This is a genomic window from Photobacterium sp. NCIMB 13483 (assembly GCF_003025475.1).
Classification (GTDB): domain Bacteria; phylum Pseudomonadota; class Gammaproteobacteria; order Enterobacterales; family Vibrionaceae; genus Photobacterium; species Photobacterium piscicola.
This window is the reverse complement of the sequence record NZ_PYLV01000021.1, coordinates 50,877-75,003: the sequence shown is the minus strand read 5'-3', so window position 1 is coordinate 75,003 and position 24,127 is coordinate 50,877. Positions and strand designations below refer to the sequence as shown.

At 41.9% G+C, this 24,127-nt stretch carries 21 protein-coding genes; 2 read left to right on the top strand and 19 right to left on the bottom strand.

The features are described from left to right. Positions 1-33: 33 nt before the first annotated feature. From dnaE to rpsB, 16 genes are all read right to left on the bottom strand, one after another. Complete coding sequence (dnaE, locus tag C9I86_RS15310; protein ID WP_107276853.1) at positions 34-3,513, bottom strand: DNA polymerase III subunit alpha; 3,480 nt, start codon at positions 3,511-3,513, stop codon at positions 34-36. Between the two features lie 120 nt (positions 3,514-3,633). Beyond that, entirely contained in the window at positions 3,634-4,245 is a 612-nt protein-coding gene (gene rnhB, locus C9I86_RS15305; RefSeq protein WP_080159008.1) for a ribonuclease HII, read from the bottom strand. Positions 4,246-4,250: 5 nt separating this feature from the next. Further along, positions 4,251-5,393: a lipid-A-disaccharide synthase gene (gene lpxB, locus C9I86_RS15300; protein WP_080159007.1), complete on the bottom strand. Its 1,143-nt coding sequence runs from the start codon at positions 5,391-5,393 to the stop codon at positions 4,251-4,253. Further along, on the bottom strand, positions 5,393-6,181 hold the full coding sequence (lpxA, locus tag C9I86_RS15295; protein ID WP_080159006.1) for an acyl-ACP--UDP-N-acetylglucosamine O-acyltransferase: 789 nt from the start codon (positions 6,179-6,181) through the stop codon (positions 5,393-5,395). The genes lpxB and lpxA overlap by 1 nt, the downstream gene beginning before the upstream one ends. Further along, the gene (gene fabZ, locus C9I86_RS15290; RefSeq protein ID WP_045037461.1) at positions 6,178-6,633 is read right to left on the bottom strand and encodes a 3-hydroxyacyl-ACP dehydratase FabZ; all 456 of its coding nucleotides are present in this window, start codon (positions 6,631-6,633) and stop codon (positions 6,178-6,180) included. The genes lpxA and fabZ overlap by 4 nt, the downstream gene beginning before the upstream one ends. Before the next feature lie 92 nt (positions 6,634-6,725). Beyond that, positions 6,726-7,754, bottom strand: a complete 1,029-nt coding sequence (gene lpxD, locus C9I86_RS15285) for a UDP-3-O-(3-hydroxymyristoyl)glucosamine N-acyltransferase (RefSeq protein ID WP_107276851.1) — start codon at positions 7,752-7,754, stop codon at positions 6,726-6,728. Positions 7,755-7,857: 103 nt separating this feature from the next. After that, complete coding sequence (locus C9I86_RS15280) at positions 7,858-8,367, bottom strand: OmpH family outer membrane protein (protein WP_080159004.1); 510 nt, start codon at positions 8,365-8,367, stop codon at positions 7,858-7,860. Between the two features lie 17 nt (positions 8,368-8,384). Beyond that, positions 8,385-10,790 (bottom strand): outer membrane protein assembly factor BamA, encoded by a 2,406-nt coding sequence (gene bamA, locus C9I86_RS15275; protein ID WP_107276849.1) that lies wholly within the window; start codon positions 10,788-10,790, stop codon positions 8,385-8,387. Between the two features lie 36 nt (positions 10,791-10,826). After that, the gene (gene rseP / locus C9I86_RS15270) at positions 10,827-12,182 is read right to left on the bottom strand and encodes a sigma E protease regulator RseP (RefSeq protein ID WP_107276847.1); all 1,356 of its coding nucleotides are present in this window, start codon (positions 12,180-12,182) and stop codon (positions 10,827-10,829) included. Then, a complete protein-coding gene (ispC, locus tag C9I86_RS15265) occupies positions 12,179-13,375 on the bottom strand; it encodes a 1-deoxy-D-xylulose-5-phosphate reductoisomerase (RefSeq protein ID WP_080159001.1) in 1,197 nt (398 codons plus the stop codon). The genes rseP and ispC overlap by 4 nt, the downstream gene beginning before the upstream one ends. A 66-nt stretch (positions 13,376-13,441) precedes the next feature. Further along, entirely contained in the window at positions 13,442-14,290 is an 849-nt protein-coding gene (locus C9I86_RS15260; protein ID WP_107276845.1) for a phosphatidate cytidylyltransferase, read from the bottom strand. 107 nt (positions 14,291-14,397) lie between these two features. Next, positions 14,398-15,159 (bottom strand): isoprenyl transferase, encoded by a 762-nt coding sequence (locus C9I86_RS15255; RefSeq protein ID WP_080158999.1) that lies wholly within the window; start codon positions 15,157-15,159, stop codon positions 14,398-14,400. A gap of 75 nt (positions 15,160-15,234) precedes the next feature. Then, a complete protein-coding gene (gene frr, locus C9I86_RS15250) occupies positions 15,235-15,792 on the bottom strand; it encodes a ribosome recycling factor (RefSeq protein WP_036793412.1) in 558 nt (185 codons plus the stop codon). 70 nt (positions 15,793-15,862) lie between these two features. Further along, positions 15,863-16,591, bottom strand: a complete 729-nt coding sequence (pyrH, locus tag C9I86_RS15245; RefSeq protein ID WP_036793410.1) for a UMP kinase — start codon at positions 16,589-16,591, stop codon at positions 15,863-15,865. Positions 16,592-16,683: 92 nt separating this feature from the next. Next, positions 16,684-17,529, bottom strand: a complete 846-nt coding sequence (gene tsf, locus C9I86_RS15240) for a translation elongation factor Ts (RefSeq protein WP_080158998.1) — start codon at positions 17,527-17,529, stop codon at positions 16,684-16,686. A 117-nt stretch (positions 17,530-17,646) separates the two neighbouring features. After that, positions 17,647-18,375: a 30S ribosomal protein S2 gene (gene rpsB, locus C9I86_RS15235; protein WP_080158997.1), complete on the bottom strand. Its 729-nt coding sequence runs from the start codon at positions 18,373-18,375 to the stop codon at positions 17,647-17,649. Between the two features lie 367 nt (positions 18,376-18,742). Between rpsB and map the strand changes: the two genes are divergently transcribed. Both map and glnD read left to right on the top strand, forming a co-directional pair. Then, positions 18,743-19,582 carry a type I methionyl aminopeptidase gene (gene map / locus C9I86_RS15230; protein ID WP_080158996.1) on the top strand — a complete coding sequence of 280 codons (840 nt, stop codon included), beginning with the start codon at positions 18,743-18,745 and terminating at the stop codon, positions 19,580-19,582. 136 nt (positions 19,583-19,718) lie between these two features. Further along, entirely contained in the window at positions 19,719-22,340 is a 2,622-nt protein-coding gene (gene glnD, locus C9I86_RS15225) for a bifunctional uridylyltransferase/uridylyl-removing protein GlnD (RefSeq protein ID WP_107276843.1), read from the top strand. Between the two features lie 102 nt (positions 22,341-22,442). On the opposite strand, the gene C9I86_RS15220 is transcribed toward glnD, so the two are convergent. The 3 genes from C9I86_RS15220 to C9I86_RS15210 form a co-directional block, all read right to left on the bottom strand. Further along, positions 22,443-22,904 carry a flavodoxin gene (locus tag C9I86_RS15220; protein WP_080158994.1) on the bottom strand — a complete coding sequence of 154 codons (462 nt, stop codon included), beginning with the start codon at positions 22,902-22,904 and terminating at the stop codon, positions 22,443-22,445. 147 nt (positions 22,905-23,051) lie between these two features. Then, positions 23,052-23,789 (bottom strand): tRNA pseudouridine(65) synthase TruC, encoded by a 738-nt coding sequence (gene truC, locus C9I86_RS15215; RefSeq protein ID WP_107276842.1) that lies wholly within the window; start codon positions 23,787-23,789, stop codon positions 23,052-23,054. Positions 23,790-23,798: 9 nt separating this feature from the next. Then, the gene (locus C9I86_RS15210) at positions 23,799-24,116 is read right to left on the bottom strand and encodes a YqcC family protein (protein ID WP_080158992.1); all 318 of its coding nucleotides are present in this window, start codon (positions 24,114-24,116) and stop codon (positions 23,799-23,801) included. Positions 24,117-24,127 lie beyond the last annotated feature (11 nt).

Below are 24,127 nucleotides of genomic sequence, written 5' to 3'. Positions count from 1 at the left end.
TTGGTTATACCCTACCACAAATAACAAGCTAACTTAATTAAACTCAAGCTCGACCTGTTTATCACCTAAGAGCATTTTTAAATCCGACAATAATTTATCGGCAGGCGTTACGCGCCACTCTGTTCCTAAGGTAAACTTGGCCCGAGCATTCGAGCGCTGATAATACATATGAACAGGAACAGTACCTGCTCTATGCGGTTCCAACACTTGGCTGAAACGGGAAAAAAATTGTTCGTCGATTTGCTCTTCGGTTACCGAAATAGCGACACCACGAAGATGTTTTTCTCGTGCTTCTGAAATATCGAGCACTTCACGAGCTGACATTCTAAGGCCACCATTGAAATCATCAAAGCTGACCTGTCCAGATACGACCACTATTTTGTCTTTTTCGAGCAAATCTATGTAACGATCGAGGGCATCGGTGAATAACATCACCTCCATACGACCCGAACGATCATCTAATGTCATTAAACCAATACGGCTACCACGCTTGGTTGTCATCACCCGAGCAGCGATCACAAGTCCTGCAACAGACGCTACTTTATCACGTCCTGTTTGCTGCGCATCTTTTAAACGCCAGGTGGTGTAATGTTTTAATTCAGAGATGTAAGCATTAATTGGGTGACCTGTTAAGTATAACCCTAATGTTTCACGCTCACCTTCAAGCCAAACGCTTTCAGGCGCTTCGGCAATATTAGCATAGGCATGTTCAACTTCTTCTGGGGCTTCAGTTAAAACACCAAACAGATCTTCTTGACCCGACTCTTGCGCTTTATGATATTGACTCGCCGCTTTAATCGCATCATCAAGTGTTGCTAACATTGCAGCACGGTTTGGTCCTAATCGATCCAATGCACCCGATTTAATCAGCTTCTCAAGCACACGCTTATTGACCTTTTTAGTGTCAATACGGGCACAGAAATCAAATAAATCTTTAAAGTGGCCGTCTTTTTCGCGGGCACTAATAATATTTTCAATCGGGCCTTCACCGACACCTTTAACCGCGCCAATACCATAAACGACTGCGCCTTCATCATCAACATTGAAGCGGTACAGACCTTTATTCACATCTGGCGGCAATAATTTAAGATTCATGCGGTGACATTCATCAACCAAGCTAATGATCTTATCGGTATTATCCATATCAGCCGTCATTACCGCGGCCATAAACTCGGCTGGGTAATGGGCTTTTAACCACAATGTTTGGTACGACACTAACGCATAAGCAGCAGAGTGTGATTTGTTAAAACCATAACCGGCAAATTTCTCTACCAAGTCAAAGATCTTCATCGACAATTCGCCATCAACCCCGTTGTCGATAGCACCTTGCTCAAATACGGCACGCTGTTTCGCCATTTCCGATGGTTTTTTCTTACCCATCGCACGACGTAACATGTCGGCACCACCAAGGGTATATCCTGCTAGAACCTGTGCGATCTGCATTACCTGTTCTTGATACAGAATAATGCCGTAAGTGGGATCAAGAATCTCTTTTAGTGATTCATGTTGCCATTTTTCATCGGGGTACGATACTGCTTCTCGACCATGCTTACGGTCAATAAAGTTATCTACCATGCCTGATTGTAACGGACCAGGACGGAAGAGTGCCACCAAGGCGATCATATCTTCAAAACAGTCAGGCTGTAGCCGTTTAATAAGATCTTTCATACCGCGGGATTCGAGCTGGAACACGGCGGTTGATTCAGAGCGTTGCAGCATATCAAATGACTTTTTATCCGCCATTGGAATTGCAGCAATATTAACGGGATCTAACCCTTGCTCGACTCGGCGTGGGTTGATCATCCCTAACGCCCAATCAATAATGGTTAAGGTTCGTAACCCCAAGAAGTCAAACTTTACTAAACCCGCGGTTTCAACATCATTTTTATCAAATTGAGTAACTGGGTTATTACCCTCAGCATCACAATATAACGGTGAGAAATCCGTGATTGTGGTTGGTGAAATAACCACACCACCAGCGTGTTTACCTGCGTTACGCGTTACACCTTCTAAAATGCGACACATATCAATCAGATCACGAATTTCTTCATCGGCTTCATAAGCCTGACCCAGTTGAGGCTCGGCATCAAATGCTTTTTCAAGCGTCATTCCCGGTTCTGCTGGAATTAATTTAGAAAGACGATCGACAAAACCATATGGATGCCCAAGCACACGACCCACATCACGAATAACCGCTTTAGCAGCCATAGTACCGAAAGTAATGATCTGTGATACCGCATTACGGCCATACATTTCAGCAACGTGATCAATCACTAAATCACGTTTATCCATACAAAAGTCGATATCGAAATCGGGCATGGAAACACGTTCGGGATTCAGAAAACGTTCGAACAGTAAGTCAAATTCTAGCGGATCCAAGTCAGTGATTTTTAACGCGTAAGCCACTAATGAACCGGCACCTGACCCTCGACCAGGACCTACAGGGACATCGTTATCTTTTGACCACTGAATAAATTCCATTACGATCAAGAAGTAACCAGGGAAACCCATTTGGTTGACAACTTTCAGCTCAATATCTAGACGTTCATCATATTCGGGACGACGCTGAGCTCGAACCTCAGGATCGGGAAATAAGAACTCTAGACGCTCTTCTAAACCTTGTTTGGATTTCTCAACTAAGAAATCTTCAATCTTCATATCCCCTGTCGGGAAATTAGGTAAGAAGTATTCGCCTAAATGAACCGTAACATTACACCGTTTAGCGATTTCTACGGAGTTTTGCAATGCTTCAGGGATATCTGCAAACAGCTCACACATTTCTTCTTCACTGCGTAAATACTGCTGGTCGCTGTAAAGCTTAGGTCGGTTAGGATCGACCATGGTATAACCATCATGGATAGCAACGCGAATCTCATGAGCGTCAAATTGGTCAGCGGTCAATAATCGCACGTCATTGGTGGCAACCACAGGCAAATCATATTTTTCAGCAAGTTCAATGGCAAAATGTAAATAAGCATCTTCATCAACACGACCTGTTCGTACTAATTCTAAATAATAATTATCGAGAAAATAGGTCTGATAAAAAGCAACACAAGCATCTGTCAGCTGTTGATTACCTTTTAGTAATGCGCGCCCAACATCACCCGTTCTTCCACCGGATAAAATAATTAACCCTTCACGGTGTTTAATTAGCCATTCTTTATCAATCACAGGTTGATGCTGAACATGACCACGCTGATACGCTTCTGAAATTAATAATGTTAGGTTTTTATAACCTTCATTATTGGCCGCTAAAATCGTGAGTTCAAATAGCTCATCGCCCATTTCTTGGCTTTGTACTTTAAAATCAGCACCAATAATCGGTTTCATACCTGCATCATGGGCAGCAAAATAAAACTTCACCAAGCCACAGAGGTTAGTGAAATCAGTTAAAGCCAGTGCTGGCATGCCAAGTTCAGTCGCGCGCTTAACGATAGGTTTCACTTTCGCCAAGCCATCGATCATTGAATAATCACTATGAACTCGAAGGTGGATAAAACGGGGTTCTGCCATGACAACCTAATTCATTACATTACTTAATTAACAAAAATTATACCCGATCGAGTAGTCATTCGCCGTATAAAAAAAGGCGATACCAAATGGTTCGCCTTTTTATCACGCAATCACAAAGACTTAATCAAGCCCTAGTACGCGCTTAACAGGTTTAAAACTTTTTCGATGCTGGTCAATCGCGCCATATTGTTCTAATGCTGCAAAATGGGCTTTGGTTGGATAACCTTTATGCTTAGCAAAGCCATATTGTGGAAACTCTGCATCGAGGATTTCCATTTCACGATCACGTGTTACTTTGGCAATAATTGACGCCGCACTGATTTCAGCCACCCGTAAGTCGCCCTTCACCACCGCTTGTGCAGCCATAGGTAACGCTGGTGTTTTATTACCATCAATCAGTACAAAATCAGGCTGAATATGTAGCCCAGCTACAGCGCGTTGCATAGCAACCATTGTCGCTTGCAAAATATTCAACTGATCAATTTCGTCTGCTTCACAACGGCCAAGTGACCATGCCAATGCCTTTTGCTTGATTTCATCAAACAGTAAATTACGTTTTTTCTCGCTCAATTTTTTAGAATCAGTTAATCCCACAATCGGATTATTAGGATCTAAAATCACTGCTGCTGTCACGACCGCGCCCACTAATGGACCACGACCAACTTCATCTACTCCCGCAATACAGTTGGCTTGCGGATAGACAAAAGGAGGGAAATCTTGTTTTTCAGCCATAATGACTATGCCTTATCGATTAATGCTAACACGGCTTTTGCTGCTTGCTCATCAGCATTACAACGAATGGTTTTATGCATGCTTTCAAACTGCGCCATTAATGCACTCATGTCACCATAAAGGATATTATCAACTTCATGGAATAACTTCTCTGGCGTGCAATCATCTTGAAGTAGTTCGGTCACTAATTCACGATCGGCCATGATGTTAGGTAATGAAACATACTTCGTTTTTAGCATTCGCTTGGCAATCCACGCAGTGAGTGGCTTCACTTTATAGCCAACCACCATTGGGCGCTTCACGAGCATACACTCTAATGCCACCGTACCTGATGCGAGTAACACCGCATCCGCCGCTATCATGACATTTCGAGCAGTATCATCCACTAATTCAAAATCTAATTCAGGCGCAGTCGCTTGCCATGCTTGTTCAAATTGAGCACGACGTTTTTCATTCACCAATGCAACCACAAACCCTAGCTCAGGGTGTTTTGCTTTGAGCTTTTGGCAAGTTTGAATAAAAGGCTCTGCAAGCATCGCCATTTCACTGCCACGACTACCAGGAAGCACGGCTAACCAACGTTTAGTTGGATCTAAACCAAGTAATTCACGCGCTGCAACTTGATCGGTTTGTAATGGAATCGTATCGGCCATGGTATGACCAACAAACTGACATGGCACATTAAATTTATCGTAAAATGCTTTTTCAAATGGCAGAAAAGCCAGCACTAAATTCGTTGCCGCTTCAATTTTAAAGATTCGCTTTTGACGCCATGCCCACACAGATGGACTAACATAGTGCACCGTTTTAATGCCACGATCTTTTAAGTCTTTCTCAAGTCGTAAATTAAAATCTGGCGCATCAATACCGACAAACACATCTGGCGGATTAGCACTGAAATATTTGACTAATTCAGCTTTAACTTTGAATAACCGCGGTAGTCGTCCAAGAACCTCAACGATCCCCATCACGGCTAACTCTTCCATATCAAACAGTGCTTCACAGCCTTGAGCTTGCATGCGAGGCCCCGCAATACCCACAAATTCAGCATCGGGATATTGGGCTTTTACGGCTTGAATAAAACCGGCACCTAAAATATCGCCGGAGATTTCTCCGGCGACAATAGCTATTCGAAGAGGTTTCGTCATTAGCGAATAATACCGCGTTCTGAGTTATCAAGTAATTCAGAAAAACGTGCAACTGACGGCCAATCTTTTGCCATTTCAGCAAGCACTGGTTTCACTTCAGCCAGTGTTTTTCCTGAACGATAAATTTCTTTATAAGCGCGACGAATAGCGTGTAATTCTGGCTTTTCAAACCCATTACGCTGCAAGCCAACAATGTTTAAACCAAACGGTTTAGCGTGGTTACCTTGAGCTAATACATACGGCGGTACATCTTGTACCACGGCAGAACAACCACCAACGTAGCTGTAAGCACCCACAGTACAGAATGGATGAATCGCAGATAATGCCATTACACCTGCATAATCACCCACCGTAACATGACCACCTAAAATGGAGTTGTTACCAATGTGGGTATGATCGCCAACAACCACATCATGCGCAATGTGAGCATTAACACATAATAAATTGTCGTTACCAACAACTGTCACACCTTTATCTTGTGTGGTGCCACGGTGAATCTGAACGCTTTCACGGATCACATTACGATCACCAATTTCTAAGCGTGTCGCTTCACCACTGAACTTCTTGTCTTGGCACTCTTCACCGACAATTGCAAACGGGAAAATACGGTTATCTTTACCAATAACTGTTGGCCCTTTAATGACGACATGAGACATCACCTCAGTGCCTTCACCAATTTCAACCCCAGTTGCAATATAGGTAAATGGACCAACTGTAACGTTAGCGCCAATGATTACCCCATCTTCAATCACTGCCGATGGGTGAATTTTCGCACTGTCATGAATCATGAGAATACTCGTCTCGCACACTTAAGTTCTGCTGAACATACCGTTTCGCCATCAACTTTAGCGATACCATTAAATAACGCGATACCACGACGTTCTTTAATAAATTCAACTTCAAGAATCATTTGATCACCAGGTACTACTGGCTTACGAAACTTTGCTTTATCAATGCTAGCAAAGTAGTACAGTTCATTTTCTGCTGGCGCACCAAAGGTTTTAAACGCTAATAAACCTGTTGCTTGTGCCATTGCTTCTAAAATCAACACACCAGGAAATACTGGCATATTAGGGAAGTGACCCGTAAATTGTGGCTCATTGACAGAAACATTTTTAATAGCGGTTAAGGTTTTACCTTCATCATAATTGGTTACACGATCAATCATAAGAAATGGGTAACGATGAGGAAGAAGTGCCTGAATTTCGGTGATGTTTAACGTCTTATTTTCGGTCGTCAAAACTAAATTCCTGTCTTAAAAAGATATAAAAAATATGCGATGAAAATGCAAAACGGCCTACACAAGGCAGGCCAGTCAATGCTGATAAAAAATTATTCGTCGTTGGCTTTAAGTTGTTTTTCAACTGCCTTTAGACGTTTATTCATATCATCAATGCGATGAACCCGGGTAGCTGTTCGACGCCACTCTTTGTTAGGTTGCAGCGGAATACCTGAAGAATACATACCTTTATCTTCAATACTACGCATGACCATTCCCATACCGGTAATGGTTACGCCATCAGCAATCTTGATATGACCATTGAGTACAGAAGCGCCACCAATAATACAATATTTACCAATTGTAGTACTGCCAGCCACAATAGTACCACCCGCCATTGCTGTACCATAGCCGATCTGCACGTTATGGGCGATTTGCATTTGGTTATCAATAATCACATTGTCAGCAATAATAGTATCTTCTAGTGCACCACGGTCAATAGTAGTACAAGCACCAATTTCAACGCGATCGCCAATGCGTACCGAACCTAACTGAGGGATCTTAACCCACTCACCTTTATCATTCGCATAACCGAAACCATCAGCACCAATAACGGTACTTGATTGCACAAGACATTGTGAACCTAGCACTACATCATGATAGATAGTGACATTTGCCCACAACTTGGTGTTGTTACCAATAATGGCATTTTTACCGATAAAACAACCCGCACCAATTTGAACGTTATCGCCCAATTGTACGCCAGCTTCGATCACAGCATTGTGGCCAATAGCAACATTACTACCAACCATAGCTGTTGGATCAATATAAGCTGAAGCAGCAATATCAGTCGCCGCAACAGGTGTTGTATCAAGAAGTTGAGCCACTAACGCATAACTAAGATAAGGATCTTTTACGACGAGCTTGTTGCCTTTGAAAAATTCGACATCCGCTTCTCGTAGCATTACTGCATCCGCTTGACACTCAGTAAGCTGTTGACGGTACTTGCTATCAGAAAGGAACGTGATTTGCCCTGTAGTAGCCTTGCCCATCGCAGCTATTGAGTGAATTTCAGTTGTGTCATCGCCATGGAGCTCTGCACCTAATTTATCCGCTAATTCAGCAAGAGTAATTACAGCCATTTTATCCTATCTCTCTTGTAACAACAGCCACCTAGAGGTGGCTGTTAGATCAAAAGTTGCAGCTGAATTCGCCAGCTACAACGTTTACCACAGGGTTACTGCTTTATTTTACTGCTGCAATAACTTTAGATGATAAGTCATCGCTCTTACTTGCAAACAATACTGCTTGTGCATCTAGCACAACATTGTAACCATTTTTCTTCGCTACAGTGTCGATCGCTGTACGGATTTTCTTAACAAGCTTTTGCTCTTCTTCCATACCACGACGACGTTGATCTTCAGCTAACGCTTTTGCTTTTAGCTTATAATCAGAATCAAGGGCTGCAAGTTGACGTTGAATGTCAGTACGTTGTGTTGGCGTCATTAGTTCACCATCACGCTTCATCTTTTCGATTTTGGTTTTCATTTTACCTTCAATCGAACGTAAAGCTGCCACACGGCCGCTGAATTCTTTTTGCAATTTCTCTTGTACTTTATAACGTGTAGCTAACTCAGACATAGCCTGACCTGTAGACACGTAACCAATTTTTTGTGCAGCTTCTGCCGCATTAGCGTACATAGATGAAGATAAAATTACTAAACCTAAACTTGCTGCTTTAATCCACTGTTTCAAAAGACTCTCCTTAAAAATTAGAATGACTGACCAATGGTGAATGTGAAGAACTCTTCATCATCCCCTTCATATTTCTTGATTGGTTTCGCAACCGAGAATACAAGTGGACCCATTGGGGACATCCACTGTAATGCAGCACCGTACGACGCTCGAATCATACCGGGATCTGAATAATCTGGTAATGAACTCGCGTTAGTATAATCAGGGTGGAATTCAGTATCCCACACCGAACCAGCATCAACGAAGAAGCTCGTACGTACTTGGTTTTTAACTTCTTGTGAAGCAAATGGTGTTGGAACAATTAATTCCATACTTGCTAGAGCAATAGCATTACCACCTGTAGACTCATCACTAACAACACCTTGTTGGTTGTTACCTTGGCCTTCACCATACACAGCTTTAGGGCCCACAGTATTAGAACGGAAACCACGAATAGTTGTAAAACCACCCGCATAATAGTTTTCGTAGAATGGCATTAGCTGATCGCTGCCATTATCTGTTTTACCGTAACCATTACCGTAACCCAACTTACCACGAAGTAATAAGGTGTAGTCTTGTTTTTCTGTTAATGGAATGTACTGGCGAACATCATATTGCGTCTTGAAGTACTGTGAATCCGACCCCGGAATGGTCATCTTAAATGATGCATTCTGGTAATTACCTGATGTTGGGAAATAACCACGGTTTAAATGGTTACGCGTCCAAGAAATACTCCAGCTGAAGTCATCAAGTTCAATCGCATTATCACTGTTTTCATCAAAGCCATGGATCTTCTTAAATTGTTCGATCTGATAGTAATCTTGAATATTAGAGATCTTGTTATGATCATAACCCAAGCTAAAATCAAAGTAGTTCAATTCATTAAATGGGAAGCCCCATGTTAAACTTGCACCGTAGCTTTGGTTGGTGTAATCCGAGATATTAGCATCTGATGCTTCAAACTCGTTGTAGTAAATCTTACCACCAAGACTAACGTTGTTAATCGTGAAGTACGGATCTTTGTATTCAAGGCTAATGTTCTTAGAGTAATCATTGGTCATTGCATTAATGCCAAATAAATTACCTGTACCCAAGAAGTTTTTCTGGGTTAAACCCGCCTGGAAACTAATACCTGATTCAGTACCGTAACCCACACCGAAATTGACACTACCAGAGTTCGCTTCTTTAACTTTGTACTTCACATCAACCTGATCATCAGAACCAGGAACACGGACAGTTTGTACATCAACATTTTCAAAGAAACCAGTACGGTTTAGACGTTGCTTACCCGTTTCAATTGATTTAGCGTTGAGCCATGAACCTTCCATTTGGCGCATTTCACGACGTAATACTTCATCTTTAGTGGTGTTATTACCACTAAATTCAATATTTCGCACATATACACGCTTACCTTGTTCAACATTAACGATCAAGGATACTTGATGTGCAGCATCATCAAACTCAGGCATGATGGTCACTTTAGGGTAAGCATAACCTGCTTTACCTAAGTCACGCTTAACAGCTTCTTCTAATGCTGTTACTTCAGCACCATTATAGACACTGCCTGCTTTAAAGGTTACTAACTTATCAAACTCAGCAACACGGCCATTAACGTCACCTTGGAACTTAACGTTTTTAACCTTGTATTGCTCACCTTCATGAATTTTTAAAGTAATGTACACGCCTTTTTTATCAGGAGAGATTGCAACATGCGTTGATTCTAAGCGGTACTTTAAATAACCATTATTGAGATACTGTGAGCGTAATGTTTCTAAGTCGCCTTGCAGAACTTGTTTTTGATACTTTTCATTCGCCATAAAGTCCCACCAAGGCACACTGTCCTTAAGCTTGAACTTACCGACCAAATCAGCATCACTGAAAACATGATTACCAAGGATATTGATCTGCTTAATTTTAGCGGATACACCCTCAGTGAAAACGAATTTAATATCAACACGGTTACGAGGCAAAGGCGTCACAACAGCTTCTACAGTAGCGTTATATTTACCCACACTGTAGTAGAAATCTTCTAGACCTTTATCAATCTTAGATAATGTTGTTCTATCTAGCGCTTCACCAACACGTAAACCTGATGCTTCAAGATTTTCTTTTAATTGCTCATCTTTGATAGCTTTATTGCCAGCAAAAGTAATATCAGCAATCGTTGGACGCTCTTTTACATCAACCAATAACGTATTACCGTCTCGATAGACCTTAATATCTTCAAAGTTGCCGGAAGAATAAAGAGATTTGATTAATGCTGAAATATCCTGTGGATCAACAGTATCACCAACGCGAACAGGCATCTTTAACAATGCTGCCCCCATAGTGACTCGCTGAAGACCTTCAAAACGAATGTTATCAACTACAAATTTATTTTCCGCGCTATGCGCAACGCTACTTGTCAAAAGCAGCGATGCGACTAACAGTTTTTTAATCGCCATTACTGTACTGATTATTCCTTGCTAAATACGCATTTATTAAAGTCGGGTAAAATCATTGAATAGCGCAACCGCCATTAACGCAACCAAAATGGCTGATCCCACTCTATAGCCAATATCCTGAATTCGTTCAGATACAGGACGACGAGTTACCGCCTCGATAGCAAAGAACATTAAATGTCCGCCATCAAGCACAGGTAAAGGTAATAGGTTTACAATGCCTAGGTTAACACTGATCAAGGCTAAGAAACCGAGGAAATAGACTAAGCCAAATTCGGCTGTCATTCCGGCTCCCTTAGCGATAGATATCGGTCCACTAAGGTTTTTCATTGCAACATCACCAGTCACAAGCTTAGTGACCATATCAAACGTTAGTGACACTAATTGACCGGTTTTTTCGGTCGCTTTGATCGCCGCATCAATTGGACCAAACTGTAAATTAACTTTGTACGATGCTGGCCAAGGTTCAATACTTGGTGCCAATCCTACATAGCCAACTTCTTTACCATCAGGTTCAACTTTTACACGGGGTGTCAATGATAACATCACTGGTTCCCCATCACGTAAAACTTCAACTTGTAGCGTTTTGCCTGGATGACTACGAACAGCATCAACAAATTGCTGCCACTGCGTTACTGATTTATCATCAACAGCGACAATCTTATCATTTAATTCAAATCCTGCATCAATTGCTGCACTATTATCAACAAGTTGTGAAACAGTTAGCGTAATTGGCGGTGTAAATGGCGAAATACCTAATGTCGTCAACACGCGCTGGGATTCAGGATCAAAAGACCAGTCGGTTAAATCAAGTGTACGTGAAACCACAACCGAACTGTCAGGCTCTTGTGCAGTTATCACAACTTGCTTATCTCCAATTTGAGAAATTAATGCCATATTGGCAGATTCCCAATCAGATGTTTCGAGTCCAGAAACTGATTTTAGTTCCATTCCTGGAATAATTCCCGCTTTCGCCGCAATAGATTGTGGCGCAACTTCACCGATAACAGGCTTTAAAGCAGGCACGCCAATCAGGTACACCACCCAATAAGCAAAGATAGCAAACACAAAATTTGCCATTGGACCTGCCGCAACAATAGCACTTCGTTGCCAAATTTTCTTATTATTAAACGCCATATGACGTTTCTCAGGCGGAACCTCGGCTACCCGCTCATCAAGCATTTTCACGTAACCACCCAGTGGTATCAGTGCTAATGTGTATTCTGTACCATCTTTACCGACGCGATTAAATAAAGCTTTACCAAAGCCAATAGAAAAGCGTTCAACATAGACACCACAACGACGAGCGACCCAAAAATGGCCAAACTCGTGAACGGCGATCAGAATACCAAGAGCAACTAAAAAAGCGCTTAAATTACGGATAAATTCAATCATGCAAATTCCTTCGCAATAATGTCTAAAGCAAGCTCACGCGCTTGTTTATCGAGCACCATTACGGCATCAATATCATTAGGTTCAGTTAATACTGCGGTGTCTAACACTAACTTGTTTACTTTCGCAATATCAGTAAAAAGAATTTCATTGGCTAAAAAGGCAGCAACAGCAATTTCATTGGCCGCATTTAAGGTGGTGGTTGCTGCTTGACCTTTATAGCAAGCATCAATAGCCAGTTTCAAACATGGATAACGATCAAAATCAGGAGCCATGAAAGTAAACTCACCGATCTGACTAAAATCAAGTGGTGCCACGCTAGATTCAATCCGTTGTGGATATGCCATTGCACATGCAATTGGCGTGCACATATCAGGTAATCCCATCTGTGCGATGACTGAACCGTCTTTATATTGCACCATTGAGTGGATCACTGATTGTGGGTGAATAATCACCTGCATTTGTTCGCGACTGGCATTGAATAACCATCGCGCTTCAATGTATTCCAAGCCTTTATTCATCATGGTTGCAGAATCAACCGAAATTTTAGGTCCCATAGACCAATTCGGATGTGCAATCGCCATTGCCGGTGTAACAGCATCTAAGGTATTGATATCAGTATAGCGGAACGGACCACCAGAACCGGTTAATAATACCTTACTAACGCCATGAGCCGCTAAATCACAACGTCCCATACGGCGTTGAATTTCAGCAGGTAATGCTTGAAAAATAGCATTATGTTCGCTATCAACGGGCAATAATTCTGCCCCGTATTTTTCACAGGCATCAATAAACATCTGCCCGGTCATAACCAATGCTTCTTTATTGGCTAATAAAATGCGCTTACCTTTTTTAACCGCAGCCATAGTAGGTAATAAACCTGCAGCACCAACGATGGCAGCCATAACCGTATCAACTTCATCTAATGCTGCGACGTGACAAATAGCGTCATCACCACCAGAGACTTGAATGTTTAACCCTGCTTGCACCACTAAGTTGTTAAGTTGTTCAGCGGCAGTTACAGATGCCATTGCCGCATATTTCGGTCGCCATTGTTGACACAGTTCAAACATTTTGTCGACATTAGAACCCGCAGCTAATGCGGTAACTTCAAAAGAATCAAGGTTTTGAGCGACTACCGCTAAGGTACTACTGCCAATCGAGCCCGTAGCACCAAGAATCGTTAACTTACGCATAAAATCACTTACAGTTACAAAAAAGGCAGCGAAATAGCTGCCTTTAGAAAAGATGGCTGTTATTAATTATATTAGCCACAGATAGAGTAATGCAAATACAGGTATCGCCGCCGTTAAGCTGTCAATACGATCCAGTATTCCACCATGTCCCGGTAAAATATTACCGCTATCTTTTATGTCGGAAACACGCTTGAACATACTTTCAACTAAGTCGCCTAATACCGAAATAATCACAGTAACAATAGCAATAAAGAACAGTTGGCCTAATGATGTGAACTCAATCGACAATAAATGCGATCCTAGCCAAGTAATAAATATTGCTAAACAAGCGCCACCAATTAAACCTTCAATGGTTTTATTTGGGCTAACTGCCGGCGCCATCTTATGCTTACCAAAGCGCTTGCCAGAGAAATAAGCGCCAGTATCGGCTGCCCACACTAATAAGCACACAAGTAAAACTAAGCAAGCACCGTGATACGGATTATTGTCATAATTCACGGCTCGGAGCATTAAAATACTCCAAAAAAAAGGCAATAATGTGAGCAAACCAAAAATTTGCTTTAGAAATGGTTTTTTAGACCAAAAATCCGCACTTTTGGGATAACTGATCGCCAATGCAGATGCGACAAGCCACCACAACCCACCAATAAGCAATATAGTGCGATAAATACCACCGGGATGAGAGAGTGACGCGGGATCTGTGGGTAATAGTGCAATACTTGCTACCAACGTAACACTCGGTAAAATCATTGCTTTAATACGCGATGATGCGTTAACAAACTGCGTCCACTCCCAAAAACCGACTAAGGTTATTGCAGCCATCGCAATAATAAAAGCGGGTAACGGCAGAAAAAAAATCCCTGCAATGACGAGTGGCGCGAGGATTAACGCGGTAATAATTCGTTGCTTAAGCAAGCTGCGTCCTCTTTTATAGGAAATATAATATTCAGTATTGGGCGATGCCCGTTACTTAAACAATAACGCCAACACACGACATTGTGCATTGGCGAAAATAATGTTTTTTATTTTAACAAAGCTTGTATCTGCTCGCCAGTACAACCAAAGCGGCGCTCACGATTTACAAACCATGCCACAGCATTTACCAAACTTTGTTCATCAAAATCTGGCCAATGTTGTTCAGTGAAATACAATTCAGCATAAGCCGTTTGCCACAGCATAAAATTACTAATGCGGCATTCACCACTAGTACGAATTAATAGATCAACATCCGGTAAGCCTTGAGTCACTAACCCCTGCGCTAAATCTTGTTCAGTCAGAGATTCAATGTCAAGTTGTTGTTCTACTACTCGCTGCATCATTTGCTTAGTCGCTTGGAGAATATCCCATTGACCACCATAGTTAGCAGCGACATTTAACACTAGCCCAGTGTTACCTTCAGTTAACAACTCTGCTGCAGCTATTTTTTTCTGCATTCGAGTACTGAAGCGACTTTTGTCTCCGATAATACATAATCGAATATTATTTTTATGTAGTCTTTTTACTTCACGACCTAAAACAGTCATGAATAATTCCATCAGTAGTGAGACTTCATCCTCTGGACGGCGCCAATTTTCACTGCTGAAAGCAAACAATGTAACAACTTTAATTCCGAGTCTATTTGCAGTAGAAACAGTCCTACGTACCGCCTCTACACCGGCCTTATGGCCAAATACTCGCGCTTTACCTTTGGCTTTAGCCCAACGACCATTACCATCCATGATTACAGCGATATGCTGTGGAAGATAGTCGGCTGAAGGAACAGCGTCTATTGAAGGTTGTCCCATATTTATCCCTCAAAAAAAAAGCGCCGTGCTGCCGCACAGCGCCTTAACTTTGGTCAGCTAAATTAAGAAGAAGTTTTAAACTTCCATTAGCTCTTTTTCTTTCACTTCAAGAACAGCTTCGATGTTCTTGATAGCTTCATCTGTTAGTTTCTGAATTTCATCTTGTGCGCGACGATCATCATCTTCAGAAATATCTTTATCTTTTAGTAAAGATTTAACTGTTGCGTTTGCATCACGACGAATATTACGTACCGCAACACGGCCTTGTTCAGCTTCTGCGCGTACAATCTTAACTAGATCGCGACGACGCTCTTCTGTTAGTGGTGGCAATGGAACGCGAATAACAGTACCTGCTGACATTGGGTTTAGGCCCAAATCAGACATCATGATCGCTTTTTCAACTTTCGCTGATAGTTCACGATCAAAGACAGTAATCGCTAATGTACGTGAATCTTCAGCAACCACGTTAGCAACTTGCTTTAGCGGTGTGCTTGCGCCGTAATACTCAACATAAATAGTATCAAGTAGGCTTGGATGTGCACGGCCAGTACGAATTTTAACCAATTGACCTTTCAGTGCATCAACACTTTTTTCCATGCGCGTTTGCGCGTCTTGTTTGATTTCGTTAATCACGATAAATACCTTAAATTATGCTGTCATCATAGCGCTGAGCGTCAGCGCCATATTAATCAATTTACAAGGCTTAAGCGTTAGTGATCAGCGTACCTTCTTGCTCACCCATAACGACACGCCGTAATGCGCCTGGCTTATTCATGTTAAATACACGAATTGGCATGTTATGGTCACGAGCAAGGGTAAATGCAGCTAAATCCATTACCTTAAGTTCTTTTTCAAGTACGTCTTGGTAGCTCAGCTGTTCACAAAGCGTTGCATCTGGATTTTTAACTGGATCATCCGTAAACACGCCTTCAACTTTTGTTGCTTTCAATACTACATCAGCTTCGATTTCGATACCACGAAGACATGCAGCAGAATCTGTTGTGAAGAACGGATTACCTGTACCTGCAGAGAAAATAACAACGCGGCCTTGACGTAACTGACTGATTGCATCAGCCCAGTTATAATTATCACATACGCCGTTTAAAGGAATAGCAGACATTACTCGCGCGTTCACATAGGCACGGTGCAGCGCATCACGCATTGCTAAGCCGTTCATTACCGTTGCTAGCATACCCATGTGGTCGCCCACAACTCGGTTCATACCTGCTTCAGCCAGGCCAGCACCACGGAATAGGTTACCGCCACCGATAACAAGGCCGACTTGAACACCTAATTCAACGAGTTCTTTTACTTCTTGTGCCATGCGGTCAAGAACTTGAGCGTCGATACCAAATCCTTCTTTACCTTGCAGAGCTTCACCGCTTAGTTTTAAAAGAATACGTTGATAAGTTGGTTTAGGGTTTGTGGTCATGTTTTTTTTACCTTCCAGGCTGATTTTAAGATATAGAGTTGTAAAAAGACCGCAACCTCGGTTGCGGTCTTTGATATTCTGATTAAAAAGGATTAACCTTTTTGAACAGCTGCTACTTCTTCAGCAAAGCTCATTTCTTGAGCTTTCTCGATACCTTCACCAACTTCTAGACGTACGAAGTCAGTTACTGTAGCGCCTGTTTCTTTCAAGATGTCGCCAACAGTTTTCTTAGGTTCCATGATGAAAGCTTGGCCAGTTAGAGAAACTTCGCCAGTGAACTTCTTCATGCGACCTTCAACCATCTTCTCTGCGATAGCTTGTGGCTTGCCTTCGTTCATAGCGATTTCAACTTGAACTGCGCGCTCTTTTGCAACAACTTCAGCTGGTACGTCAGATGGGTTAACGTATTCAGGGTTAGATGCAGCAACGTGCATTGCAATGTGCTTAAGTGTTTCTTCGTCGCCGTTACCAGCAACAACTACTGCGATACGAGTACCGTGAGTGTAAGCAGAAACCTTATCGCCAGCGATGTATGCTACGCGACGGATAGAGATGTTTTCGCCGATCTTAGCTACTAGCTCGATACGTGCTTCTTCAAATTGTGCTTGAAGTTCTTCAACTGTTGCGTGGCTAGCAAGTGCTGCATCAGCAACAGAGTTAGCGAATGCAAGGAAGCTACCATCTTTAGCAACGAAGTCAGTCTGGCAGTTTACTTCAACAAGTGCTGCTTTACCGTCAGCATCTTTGATGATGATAGTACCTTCAGCTGCTACGTTACCTGCTTTTTTAGCAGCTTTAGCAGCACCGCTCTTACGCATGTTTTCGATTGCTAGCTCAATATCAGCGTTAGCTTCTACTAGTGCTTTCTTACAATCCATCATACCTGCGCCAGTACGTTCACGCAGTTCTTTAACTAGGGCAGCTGTAACTGTTGCCATGTGATAATCCTCAGATTTGAATTCGTTGAGTAAAAATCAGGGGCCATTATCGGCCCCTGGTAACCATTCTTAGTTTACGCAAGGTAACTTAAGATGCTTATGTAAAGCAGCAGGCTATTAAGCTTCAGCTACGAAACCGTCTTCTTCTGCTTGAACAGCGATATCTTGGTTACGAGCTTCTTTAACAGTTTGAGCTACAGCACCAGTGTAAAGCTGAATCGCGCGGATTGCGTCATCGTTACCTGGGATAACGAAATCAACGCCGTCTGGATCAGAGTTAGTATCAACAACAGCAAATACTGGGATACCTAGGTTGTTAGCTTCTTTGATTGCGATGTGCTCACAGTCAGCGCCGATTACGAACATTGCGTCTGGTAGGCCGCCCATGTTCTTAATACCACCTAGTGATTTCTCAAGCTTTTCCATTTCACGAGTACGCATAAGCGCTTCTTTCTTGGTTAGCTTTTCGAAAGTACCATCAATAGATTGAGCTTCAAGATCTTTAAGACGCTTGATTGATTGACGAACAGTTTTCCAGTTAGTCAACATACCACCCAACCAACGGTTGTTTACGTAGTACTGGTCACAGCTAATTGCTGCTTCTTTGATTGATTCGCTAGCTGCGCGCTTAGTACCAACGAAAAGAACTTTACCTTTGCGTGCAGCAATTTTTTCAATTTCAGCTAGTGCTGCATTGAACATTGGTACAGTTTTTTCTAGGTTGATGATGTGTACACGGTTACGAGCGCCGAAAATGAATGGCTTCATTTTTGGGTTCCAGTAACGAGTTTGGTGACCAAAGTGTACACCAGCCTGAAGCATGTCGCGCATTGATACAGTTGCCATTGAATAATCCTCTATGGGGTTAGGCGTCCACATATCCCATCTTAAAACCGACCCGATAACAGCGTATTGCTGTTGTTACCTACAATAAGTAACTGAGCACCCCGGCAGATGTGTCGATATGTGTGAATAATAAATAAAGTATGTGTAATCCAATCAAGTTGCACCATCACACGCAATGACCTCACCACTAAGGCTAAATAATTGCTTATAACAGATACAAAATCACTGTTTACGGCGCGCTTTATACCATAGAACGACTAATAAAATCCAGTCAAAATTGGACATGAGAACTAATCTTATCTTCCCTTTAACCCCTTGCGGCTGGTAATATAGTCCTACACAGAAACATACAGATTGAGACGATTTTATGAGCATTAAGATCAAAACGGCTGAAGAAATTGAAAAAATGCGTGTTGCTGGCCGCTTGGCTGCAGACGTATTAGAAATGATCGAACCGCATGTAAAGGCAGGTGTGACGACAGAAGAGCTAGACCAAATCTGTCATGACTACATCACACAAGTTCAACAAGCTATTCCGGCACCGTTGAACTACCACGGCTTTCCTAAATCTGTGTGTACCTCTATTAACCACGTTGTTTGCCACGGCATTCCTGCATCAGCAGATGAAATTGTTGTAGAAGCTAACGGCAAATATAACAAGCCCGCAATATTGAAAGATGGCGACATCATTAATATTGACGTGACAGTGATTAAAGATGGTTACCATGGTGATACTTCAAAGATGTTTGAAGTAGGTGAAGTATCTCTTGAAGACAAACGCCTTTGTCGTGTTGCTCAAGAAAGCCTTTATCTGGCTATCAAAAAAGTAAAACCGGGTGCGAAAATTGGCGATCTAGGTACTGCCATTCAAAAATTCATCAAAGCGGGTAGCAGCCGTTTTTCTATCGTTAAAGATTACTGTGGTCATGGTATTGGTAACGAATTCCATGAAGAGCCACAAGTGGTTCACTACAAAAATAGTGATCGCACAGTAATGAAAGAAGGCATGTGTTTTACTATCGAACCGATGATCAACGCGGGTAAATTCAGCTGTGAATCAGACGAGCAAGATGGTTGGACGGTGTACACAGTTGATGGTAAAAAATCAGCACAGTGGGAACATACCTTATTAGTAACTAAAGATGGTTGTGAAATCTTAACACTACGTAAAGAAGAAACATTGCCACGTTTAATGCATAACGCATAATTCGTTATCTGCATTAGCACCGTTGCTAAAATAAAAAAAACCGACCTTCTGCGTCGGTTTTTTTATATCTAGCGATACAGTTCATGATTCGAAATGGTTATAGTAAATACAAGACATCCTTACCGCACGGACAGCAATGACAGATCTTTTAGCGACGCAACTTTCTGATTACCTCGACGATGCCATTACTCTCGACAGCTTACGTAGTGCACTCACCCATTTTGCTGAAGAGCAAAAATTGCAATTTAAACAACAAAAATCCATTGTTGATTTAGTCACAGAACGCAGTCATTTTATTGATCAATTATTAATTCGATTGTGGCGTTTTTATGGGTTTGAACAACAACCTGACTTAGCATTAATCGCTGTAGGTGGTTATGGTCGTGGAGAATTGCACCCATTATCTGATGTTGACCTATTAATATTAAGTCAACAGCCATTAGCGGAAGACGTCGCGACCAATGTCAGTGCTCTAATAACATTACTATGGGATTTACGTTTAGAAGTCGGCCAAAGTGTACGTACCGTTGAAGAATGTATTGCCGTTGGTAAAGACGATCTGACTGTCGCCACTAATTTAACTGAATCACGGTTTTTATGTGGTAACCAACAAACATTCCACCAATTAACCGTGGCAATTAATTCACCTTCCTTTTGGCCAAGTGAAACTTTTTATCAGGCCAAAGTTGAAGAACAACGCATTCGCCATGCTCGTTATCACGACACCACCTATAATCTTGAACCTGACATCAAATCAAGTCCTGGTGGCTTACGTGATATCCATACCCTTAGCTGGGTTGCACGACGTCATTTTGGAGCCACCAGCTTATTAGAAATGAGTCATCATGGTTTTTTAACCGATGCTGAATACCGAGAGCTAGTTGAATGCCAAAATGCATTGTGGCGAATTCGATTTGCCCTTCATATAGAGCTGCGTCGTTATGATAATCGTCTCACCTTTGATCACCAAACCTCAGTAGCAGAAAACCTCGATTATCATGGTGAAGGTAATCAAGCAGTCGAAATGATGATGAAAGCATTTTATCGCATTTTACGCCGTGTGGCTGAACTCAATAAAATGTTATTACAGCTGTTTGATGAAGCAATCATTAAACCAGACTCTCGCCTTGCGCCCATTGTACTCAATGATGATTTTCAATTACGAGGCAATTTAATCGAAGCCACCAAACCGGCCTTATTTCAAGCGCGACCAGAAACCATTCTCGATATGTTTCTTCATATTGCACAAAATTCTGATATTGAAGGTATTGCCGCGCCTACCCTACGTCAATTACGCACCGCTAGACGCCGACTCAACCGCTTTTTGATTGACATTCCTGCGGCTCGTGAAAAATTTATGGAGTTAGTACGCCAGCCCAATGCGCTTCAAAAAGCATTTCAATTAATGCATCGTCACGGCGTTATTGCGGCCTATTTGCCACAATGGAGTCACATTGTAGGCCAAATGCAATTTGATTTATTTCATGTGTATACCGTTGATGAACACAGCATTCGTGTTATTAAAAATCTGCATAAATTTAACGATCCTAATCAACATTCACAGCACCCGATTTGTTGTGAGGTTTATCCGCGTTTAATTAAAAAAGAAATCTTAATCTTGGCTGCGATCTTTCACGACATAGCTAAAGGACGTGGCGGTGATCACTCCGAATTAGGTGCAGTAGATGCTTATGATTTTTGTATCGAACACGGGCTGTCTCACCCTGATGCTGAAACGGTTTCATGGCTGGTGCAAAAACACTTATTAATGTCAGTCACCGCTCAACGACGTGATATTTATGATCCAGAAGTCGTGGCCGAGTTCGCTAAACAAGTGGGTGATGAAGAGCATTTAGATTACTTGGTATGCTTAACCGTTGCTGATATTTGTGCCACCAACCAAGATCTATGGAATAGTTGGAAACGCACTCTATTGGCAGAATTGTACTACTCAACCCAAAAAACATTACGCCGCGGGCTAGAAAAAACCCCAGACATGCGTGATCGTATTCGTCACAATCAACAACTCGCATCGGCAATATTACGCGGAAAAGGGTTTATGCCACGTGATATTGAAGTGCTATGGCGTCGCTTTAAAGCTGATTACTTTCTACGTCATACACATAAACAATTGGCATGGCATGCACAAGCATTATTAACACACAATGGTGATAAACCAATTATCTTGATGAGTAAAAAAGCCACCCGTGGCGGCACTGAAGTATTTATCTACAGCAAAGATAAAGCCAAACTGTTCGCAATTGTGGTCTCTGAGCTAGATAAGAAAAATTTAAGTATTCATGATGCTCAGATAATGAATAGTAAGGATGGTTATACGCTAGATACTTTTATGGTACTTGATCCTAACGGCAAAGCGATTAATGAAAACCGCCATGTGGGTATTATTCGTAATTTAACCAAAGCCCTTACCGCGATGAAATCTGAGCGTAAAATTCGCCGAGCACCACGCAAATTACTCCATTTTAATGTACCGACCAAAGTTGAATTTTTATCAACCAAAACTGGACGCAAAACTATGATGGAGTTAGTCGCATTAGATATGCCTGGATTATTAGCAAAGATCGGCGCTGTATTTGCAGATCTTAATGTGAGTTTACAAGCCGCTAAAATCACCACTATCGGTGAGCGAGCAGAAGACTTTTTTATTATTGTTAATGAAACGGGTGGACGCTTAACCAAACAACAACAGCAGTTATTACGTGAAACATTAATTACGACTATCAATAAACATGCGTAAATCACACGACCATGTTGAGATATAAGATTAATACCCCGTTAATGACTAACGGGGTAACTCTCGATCGCAATGTCAACAATCATTTTTATTTCAATGATATAGTTACGCCGCAGCTTGATCTGCACTCGCTACAAATTGTGTAAACCATGCATCTGCAACGTCTAACGGCTCAAAATGCACCCCAGCATCAATATCTAATCGAGGTTGAACTGATGTCGAATTGAGCTCAGTTAATAACGTATCAAATTGACGTCCTGCCCCACAAAAACGATCTTCCCCATAACTAGAATCACCTAAAGCAATGACACCATAACGTTGCTTGGGCAGTAGAGGGAATTGATCCTTCAGCGCGACATATAACGGTAATAGATTTTCTGGAATCTCACCTTGACCGGTGGTCGACGTTATCACTAACACAGTATCAGCATCATAGGCCATGAAATCATCGAGTGTTGAGTCAAAGAAAATCTCAACGGGCACCGAGGTTAATTTTGCGGCTAATGCTTCTGCTAACTCTTCTGCTCCGCCATATACAGAGCCTACAAATATGCCTAACTTATTCATTGTCCGCTCTCCTTTGCTGTCAGACGTCCTCAATAAGGGACTATTACCAATCTGGCAATTACACTAAAGAAAAGCAAGTGCTGACGTAAATTTAAGCTGATAAGTTTGCGCTATCGCCCATTCACCACCATTGAACGCTATTTTATATTATGCATTTAACAGTAATGACGGTGACCAATTAAATGTCGTCATAACACGTTGCCAAACATCATCAACATCAGCGCGAATATCTAGTGCAGCACCTGTTAATGGATGAAGAAATTGTAATCGTGATGCGTGCAGCATCAAACGATGACAATCAAGATTTTCACGGAACATACGATTGTGCTTACCATCGCCATAGTTAACATCACCAATCATATGATGGTCTAAGTGATGCATATGACGGCGTAATTGGTGTTTACGTCCGGTTTCTGGTTGCAGTTCAATTAAGCTATAACGACTGGTCGCATAACGCCCTACTGCAATATCAGTTTCGACTGTCGCTAATGGCGCATAAGCGGTAACGGCCGCTTGAGGCTCTTTGTCTTCGGTCGCTTTTTTATCTGCAATTTTATCTAGCATCACTTTAAGCGGATAATCCAGCACTGCCGCTTCTTTTACCCAGCCTCTCACTACCGCATGATAAGTTTTATGCATTTCTCGACCAGCAAAGACTGGCATCATCAATGCTGCAACCTCACTGGATAAGCCAAATAAAAGTACCCCAGATGTTGGCCTATCTAAACGATGCAATGGAAACACATGCTGCCCAATTTGATCGCGCAATGTTTGCACCACAAATACAGTTTCGTGGCTATCTAACCAAGAACGATGTACCAACATACCTGCAGGTTTATTTACTGCAATTAACGCATCATCTTGATATAAAATTTCCAGTTCCATTATGCTCACTTAATGTTTAAATAATTGATCAATTTCACGTGTTGTTGCCACAATATCTAGTACACCGACTTGGTTTTTCATTGCTTCTTCTACATAAGGTGAAATAGCAAATTGGGTCGGCAATGGTAAGCGTTGCACGATTAAATAACGTAATTTAGGAATAAAAATCCATTGAAGCCACTGATGACAATCTAAAGTATCAATCGCAAAAGGTTCTGTACTCGCTAATGCTTGTGGCTCAGGAGCAACCTCTTGCCAATATTGGTGCTGTTGTAGAATATTTTCTAATTGAGTGAGTAATTGCTGACTTTGATGATATTTATCCATCATAACTCCTC